Genomic DNA, 6,481 nt, shown 5'->3' with positions numbered 1-6,481 from the left:
GTTGGGGTGAGGGCATCAGGCCGCACAACCATAATAAAAAACCCGCCTCGGCGGGTTTTTTATTATCACCGATTAGGGTGATTCATGATGTGGTCTTCCCAGTCCCGCACTTCAGACTCTTTCACCGCAATATGACGCACGGAAATGCGTTCGCCGTGCATAGCCGCTTTAGAGCCGGTCAGCAGCGGATGCCATTTCGGCAGATCTTTTCCTTCCGCCAGCAGGCGATACGCACAGGTGTGCGGTAACCACTCAAAGGTCGGCAAATTTTCACGGGTTAATTTGATGCAGTCCGGCTCGTACTCGAAGCGGCGTTCGTAGTTGCGGCACTGGCAGGGTTTGATGTTCAGCTGCTTGCAGGCGACGTTGGTGAAATAGATCTCGTCGGAGTCCTCATCCATCAGCTTGTGCAGGCAGCACTGTCCGCAGCCGTCGCACAACGACTCCCACTCCGCGTCGGTCATTTCGTCGAGCGTTTTACTTTGCCAGAAAGGGATGTCGTTCATCAGGATGTCCACACGTCAAAAGAAAGCGCACCTTATAACGAGTCTGGCACGTTGATGCAAGTTTTGCCGCCCATTTCGGGCGGCAAGGTGTTTTTACAGCACGCGTGTTTTCAGCGACAGGCCGTTGAAACTGACCTCAAGCTCATCGCCACCGTTGAGCGGGCCGACGCCCTCTGGCGTACCGGTCAGGATCACATCACCCGGTTTCAGGGTGAAGAAGCGGCTCATGTAGGCAATCAGCGGGACGATCTTGTGGATCATGTCGGCCGTAGTGCCCTGCTGACGAACCTCGCCGTTCACCTTCAGACTGAGCGGGGTGTCCTGCGGGTCATCAGTAAACTCGCTCACCGGAACAAAACCCGAAATGGGGCAGGAATTATCAAAGCCTTTGGCTTTTTCCCACGGTTGCCCCGCTTTCTTCATCTTGCCCTGCACATCACGCAGGGTGAGATCCAGGGCGACACCGTAACCGGCAATCGCTTTCTGCACATGCTCTTCAGAAGCCTGGCGCAGCGTGGCGCCAATCAGCACTGCCAGCTCCACTTCGTGGTGGACAGAACCCAACCCTTGCGGTAACGCCAGCGGCTGGCGAATATCGCAGAGTGCGGTTTCGGGCTTAATAAACAGTACCGGCTCTTCTGGCGTCGCGCTGCCCATTTCCTGAATGTGTTTTGCGTAGTTGCTGCCCACGCAGACGACTTTGCTGACGGGATAATCCAGTAATGCACCTTGCCAGTTATGATGTTGATACATGGTCGACCCCTAAACGGTTGATGTGTTGTTCCCGGAAGCGTCCGGGTTTATTTGTTTCCGTTCACCTCAAGATGCTGTTTTAATAAATTCTCGGGTGGTGGCGGAAGCTGTAAATAATAGCCTTGCTCGGTTAATGCCAATTTCACTTTTTCCAGATCGGCATTCACCAGCGTCTTACGCCCGTCAAGCGGCAGCAGCATCGCCAGCTGAGGGCGGCCAAAGTTTTTCATTAATTCTTCAGGCACGCGCGAAAAATCGTCTTTCTTTTCGACATAAAGATAGGTCTGGTCACGGCTTGTACTTCTATAGATCACACAAAACATGTTTTTACTCTGAATTAATGGGTGGTTGCTTGCCTCAATATACTCCTGACTATAACATGCCTGATACTCTTCGGAATATCGCAGCGAGTTGTTGCGGTTAATAGCAAATTGAGTAAGGCCAGGATGTCAAACACGCCCATCGAGCTTAAAGGCAGTAGCTTCACCTTATCAGTGGTTCATTTGCATGATGCAAAACCCGAGGTTATTCGTCAGGCGTTAGAAGATAAAATCGCGCAGGCACCCGCCTTTCTGAAACATGCCCCCGTTGTCGTCAATGTGAGCGGTCTGGATGCCCCGGTTAACTGGAAACTTCTCCAGCAGGCGGTTTCATCCACCGGGCTGCGTATTGTCGGCATTAGCGGCTGTAAAGATGCTGAACTGAAAGCCGAGATTGACCGGGCTGGGCTACCGCTTTTGACCGAAGGCAAAGAAAAAGCCCCTCGTTCGGCCCCAGCGGCAGTACAGACGCCCCCTCCTCCGGTTCAAAACGTTACACCTGTCACAAAAACGCGATTGATTGATGTGCCGGTTCGTTCCGGTCAGCGAATTTATGCGCCAAACTGTGATCTAATTGTTACAAGCCACGTCAGTGCTGGCGCTGAACTGATTGCGGATGGCAATATTCACGTCTACGGTATGATGCGTGGGCGTGCGCTCGCGGGCGCAAGTGGCGATCGGGAAGCACAAATATTTTGTAGTCACCTGACGGCGGAACTGGTGTCCATCGCAGGTGAATATTGGCTGAGCGACAAGATCCCAGCCGAATTTTATGGCAAAGCGGCTCGTCTGCTGCTGGCAGACGACGCGTTGACCGTTCAACCGTTGAATTGATCCCTTTTTAACAAGGAATTTCTATGGCACGCATTATTGTTGTTACTTCGGGTAAAGGAGGCGTTGGCAAGACCACCTCCAGCGCGGCCATCGCTACTGGTTTGGCCCAGAAGGGAAAGAAAACCGTCGTTATCGATTTCGATATCGGCCTGCGTAACCTGGACCTGATCATGGGTTGTGAGCGTCGCGTCGTGTATGACTTCGTAAACGTCATCCAGGGCGATGCCACGCTTAACCAGGCGCTGATTAAAGACAAGCGCACCGAGAACCTCTACATTCTTCCGGCGTCTCAGACCCGTGACAAAGACGCGCTGACCCGCGAAGGCGGGGAGAAGGTGCTCGACGATCTGAAAAAGATGGAGTTCGACTTCGTCGTCTGTGACTCCCCTGCCGGTATCGAAACCGGTGCGCTGATGGCGCTCTATTTCGCGGATGAAGCCATTATCACCACGAACCCTGAAGTCTCGTCCGTGCGTGACTCAGACCGAATTCTCGGTATCCTCGCCTCTAAATCCCGCCGTGCGGAAAATGGTCAGGAACCGATCAAAGAGCACCTGCTGCTGACCCGTTACAACCCGGGCCGCGTGAACAAAGGTGACATGCTGAGCATGGAAGACGTGCTGGAGATCCTGCGCATCAAACTGGTTGGCGTTATCCCGGAAGATCAGTCCGTGTTACGCGCCTCTAACCAGGGTGAGCCAGTGATTCTGGATACGATGGCAGATGCAGGTAAAGCTTACGCCGATACCGTTGACCGTCTGCTGGGAGAAGAACGTCCTTTCCGCTTCATTGAAGAAGAGAAGAAAGGTTTCCTCAAACGCCTGTTCGGAGGATAAGTTATGGCATTACTGGACTTTTTTCTCTCGCGGAAAAAAAGCACCGCCAACATCGCAAAAGAACGTCTGCAAATTATTGTTGCGGAGCGTCGTCGTAGCGACGCCGAGCCTCACTACCTGCCGCAGCTGCGCAAGGACATCCTGGAAGTGATCTGTAAGTACGTGCAGATTGACCCGGAGATGGTCACCGTACAGCTGGAGCAAAAAGACGGGGATATTTCGATTCTGGAGCTGAACGTTACGCTCCCGGAAGCGGAAGAGTCGCGTCCGTAGGTTTGTGATTTCGTAGCCCCGGTAAGCGCAGCGCCACCGGGGGAATATGCCGGGTGTATCGCCCGGCATATTTTTATCGCGGGTAACCTTCCAGCAGCGTATTCAGGCGATCGGCCATCAATTCCCCGCGCCAGCCCGCCATCAGCTCCGGCAGCCCATTCTGCGGCTTCAGCTTCCAGTGCCAGTTCAGCAACTGATTAATCTGACGACGTGATGCCAGGAGCTCCGCGCTCAGCTTGCTTTCCGTTGCGACGTCCTGCACCAGCGCCTTGATATCTTTAAACGCTTTACGATAGCCCGGCATATCCATCAAATTCAGCAGCGGTTCCGGCAGGTCTTCATCCGCCGTTTGCTGTGCCAGCGCCACCAGCGCGAGCAGGGTTTTGCCGTGGAAACGAATCTCGCTACCCGAAAGCCCAATGCTGTCCAGTTCACCCATGCTGCCAGGCATGTAGCGCGCGACCGCCCACAGATGCTCTTCACGCACCACAAAGTTCACGGCCAGATCGCGCTCGCGCGCTTTGCGCAAACGCCAGTCCGCTAATAGCTGCAGGCACGCCAGCTGACGCGTGCGAAGCTGCCAGGCGTTTGTGATATCGCGCCAGGCCTCTTTCGGGTCAACCACTTCCTGACGACGCTGCTGGGTCATTCGGCACTCATCCAGCGCAGCAGACAGCCAGCCGGAGGCTTCTGCCTCCTTCATCAGCTGTCCGGCAATCGGCAGCAGGTAGAAGACGTCTGCCGCCGCATATTCCAGCTGACGCTCGGTCAGCGGGCGTGCCAGCCAGTCGGTACGGGATTCGCTTTTGTCCAGCGTCAGGCCGGTGTATTCCTCAACCATGGCAGCAAAGCCCCATGAGAGCGGACGCCCGCTGAACGCCGCGAGGATCTGCGTATCAATGAGCGGCTGCGGCATGATGCCAAAGGTATTCATAAACACTTCCAGATCTTCACTGCCCGCATGCAGGAATTTGGTCACGGCCGTATCCAGCAGCAGCTCGCGCATTGGTGCCCAGTCGGTAATACCGAGCGGGTCAATCAGCGAGACATGTTTGCCGTCGTACATCTGAATCAGGCCCAGCTGCGGATAATAGGTTCTCGTACGGACAAACTCGGTATCCAGGGCGATGGCGGGATAGTCGCGCGTCACTTCGCACAGCGAAGCCAGCTCGTCGTTGGTCGTGATCATCTGGTAATTCAAATCATTTTCTCTTTTGTTTGCGCCCATAAAAAACGCCGGCTTAACCGGCGTCTGGGCGATTAACGTGAAGCTCAGGCCTTATTGTCTACTTTGGCACGGGCTTCGTCACGTAATTCTCGTCGTAATATCTTCCCGACGTTGGATTTTGGCAGTTCATCGCGGAATTCCACCAGCTTCGGCACCTTGTAGCCCGTTAACTGACGACGGCAGAAGGTTATCAGCTCTTCCTCATTCAGCGAAGGCTCTTTCTTGACCACAAATATCTTCACCGCTTCACCGCTGCTGCCGGAAGGGACGCCCACAGCCGCCACTTCGAGCACGCCGCTGTGCTGCATGACCACATCTTCGATTTCGTTCGGATAGACGTTAAAGCCGGAGACCAGGATCATGTCTTTCTTACGATCGACAATGCGCAGGAAACCTTCGTCGTCCATCACGGCAATATCGCCGGTATGCAGCCAGCCGTCTTTGATGATCTCGTCCGTAGCATCCGGACGTTGCCAGTAGCCCAGCATCACCTGCGGCCCTCTTACGCACAGCTCGCCTGGCTCACCATGAGGCACTTCGTTATCCTCATCATCCACCAGCTTTGCTTCGGTCGACGGAACAGGCAAGCCAATGCTGCCGCTGTGGTAGTCAATGTCGTGCGGGTTCACGCTCACCAGCGGCGCGCACTCCGTCAGACCATAGCCTTCCAGCAGATACTGACCGGTCAGCTTCACCCAGCGCTCAGCGACCGCCTGCTGAACGGGCATCCCGCCGCCTGCGGAGAGGTGCAGCGTGGAGAAATCCAGCTGCTGGAACTCTTTATTATTGAGCAGCGCATTAAACAGAGTATTCACCCCCGTCATGGCGGTGAACGGATATTTCGCCAGCTCTTTCACCAGGCCCGGGATATCGCGCGGGTTGGTGATGAGGATGTTCTGACCACCCAGCTCAATAAACAGCAGGCAGTTCATGGTCAGCGCAAAGATGTGATACAGCGGAAGCGCGGTGATCACCACCTCTTTGCCCGGATGCAGCAAAGGCCCGTAAGTGGCGTTCACCTGTTCAAGGTTCGCCAGCATGTTCCGGTGCGTCAACATCGCGCCTTTCGCCACGCCGGTGGTGCCACCGGTGTACTGCAGGAAGGCGAGATCTTCTGATACCACTTCTGGCTTGACGTATTGCATACGGTAGCCCGCGTGCAGCGCACGGCGGAAGGAAATGGCGTCCGGCAGGTGATATTTTGGTACCAGCCGCTTCACGTATTTAACGACAAAGTTAACCAGCGTGCCTTTGGCCGTGGAAAGCTGATCGCCCATGCGCGTCAGAATGACGTGTTTTACCTGGGTTCTGTCGACCACTTTTTCCAGCGTGTGGGCAAAGTTCGAGACAATGACAATTGCGACCGCGCCGCTGTCGTTCAACTGATGCTCAAGTTCACGCGGGGTATATAGTGGGTTCACGTTGACGACAATCATCCCGGCTCGCAGGATGCCGAACAGCGCTACCGGGTATTGCAGCAGGTTTGGCATCATCAGCGCGACGCGGTCCCCTTTTTGCAGTCCCAGCCCTTCCTGTAAATAGGCCGCAAACGCCCGGCTACGCTCTTCCAGCTTACGGAAGGTCATCACTTCGCCCATGTTCACAAACGCAGGCTGGTCAGCGTAACGCCGCACCGAGTGTTCAAATAATTCAACCAGGGATTGATAACGGTCAGGATTGATCTCCGCAGGCACATCTGCGGGATACCGGTTAAGCCAAACCTTTTTCAAT

8 protein-coding genes are annotated in these 6,481 nt (G+C 54.9%); 3 read left to right on the top strand and 5 right to left on the bottom strand.

What is annotated here, in order from left to right; translation table 11 throughout:
• Nucleotides 1–65: 65 nt before the first annotated feature.
• The 3 genes from ENTMO_RS0115370 to ENTMO_RS0115360 all read right to left on the bottom strand — a co-directional run bounded on the left by ENTMO_RS0115370 (nucleotide 66) and on the right by ENTMO_RS0115360 (nucleotide 1,582).
• Nucleotides 66–506, bottom strand: a complete 441-nt coding sequence (locus ENTMO_RS0115370; protein ID WP_010432728.1) for a YcgN family cysteine cluster protein — start codon at nucleotides 504–506, stop codon at nucleotides 66–68.
• 93 nt (nucleotides 507–599) lie between these two features.
• Nucleotides 600–1,259 carry a fumarylacetoacetate hydrolase family protein gene (locus ENTMO_RS0115365; protein WP_010432726.1) on the bottom strand — a complete coding sequence of 220 codons (660 nt, stop codon included), beginning with the start codon at nucleotides 1,257–1,259 and terminating at the stop codon, nucleotides 600–602.
• Between the two features lie 47 nt (nucleotides 1,260–1,306).
• Complete coding sequence (locus tag ENTMO_RS0115360) at nucleotides 1,307–1,582, bottom strand: YcgL domain-containing protein (RefSeq protein WP_010432723.1); 276 nt, start codon at nucleotides 1,580–1,582, stop codon at nucleotides 1,307–1,309.
• Between the two features lie 123 nt (nucleotides 1,583–1,705).
• Here ENTMO_RS0115360 and minC point away from each other — a divergent pair, with 123 nt between their 5' ends.
• The 3 genes from minC to minE are packed head-to-tail and all read left to right on the top strand — an operon-like array spanning nucleotide 1,706 to nucleotide 3,522.
• Complete coding sequence (gene minC, locus ENTMO_RS0115355; protein ID WP_010432720.1) at nucleotides 1,706–2,413, top strand: septum site-determining protein MinC; 708 nt, start codon at nucleotides 1,706–1,708, stop codon at nucleotides 2,411–2,413.
• 23 nt (nucleotides 2,414–2,436) lie between these two features.
• Nucleotides 2,437–3,249, top strand: coding sequence for a septum site-determining protein MinD (gene minD, locus ENTMO_RS0115350; protein WP_010432717.1), 813 nt, complete (start codon nucleotides 2,437–2,439; stop codon nucleotides 3,247–3,249).
• 3 nt (nucleotides 3,250–3,252) lie between these two features.
• Nucleotides 3,253–3,522, top strand: coding sequence for a cell division topological specificity factor MinE (gene minE, locus ENTMO_RS0115345; RefSeq protein ID WP_010432714.1), 270 nt, complete (start codon nucleotides 3,253–3,255; stop codon nucleotides 3,520–3,522).
• A gap of 73 nt (nucleotides 3,523–3,595) precedes the next feature.
• Here minE and rnd read toward each other — a convergent pair whose 3' ends face one another.
• On the bottom strand, nucleotides 3,596–4,711 hold the full coding sequence (rnd, locus tag ENTMO_RS0115340) for a ribonuclease D (RefSeq protein WP_157133727.1): 1,116 nt from the start codon (nucleotides 4,709–4,711) through the stop codon (nucleotides 3,596–3,598).
• A gap of 83 nt (nucleotides 4,712–4,794) precedes the next feature.
• The gene (fadD, locus tag ENTMO_RS0115335) at nucleotides 4,795–6,480 is read right to left on the bottom strand and encodes a long-chain-fatty-acid--CoA ligase FadD (protein WP_010432709.1); all 1,686 of its coding nucleotides are present in this window, start codon (nucleotides 6,478–6,480) and stop codon (nucleotides 4,795–4,797) included.
• Nucleotide 6,481 lies beyond the last annotated feature (1 nt).

The organism is Enterobacter mori LMG 25706, from assembly GCF_000211415.1.
GTDB classification, from domain to species: Bacteria; Pseudomonadota; Gammaproteobacteria; order Enterobacterales; family Enterobacteriaceae; genus Enterobacter; species Enterobacter mori.
The sequence above is the reverse complement of the archived record's forward strand: the minus strand, read 5'-3'. Positions and strand labels throughout refer to the sequence as shown.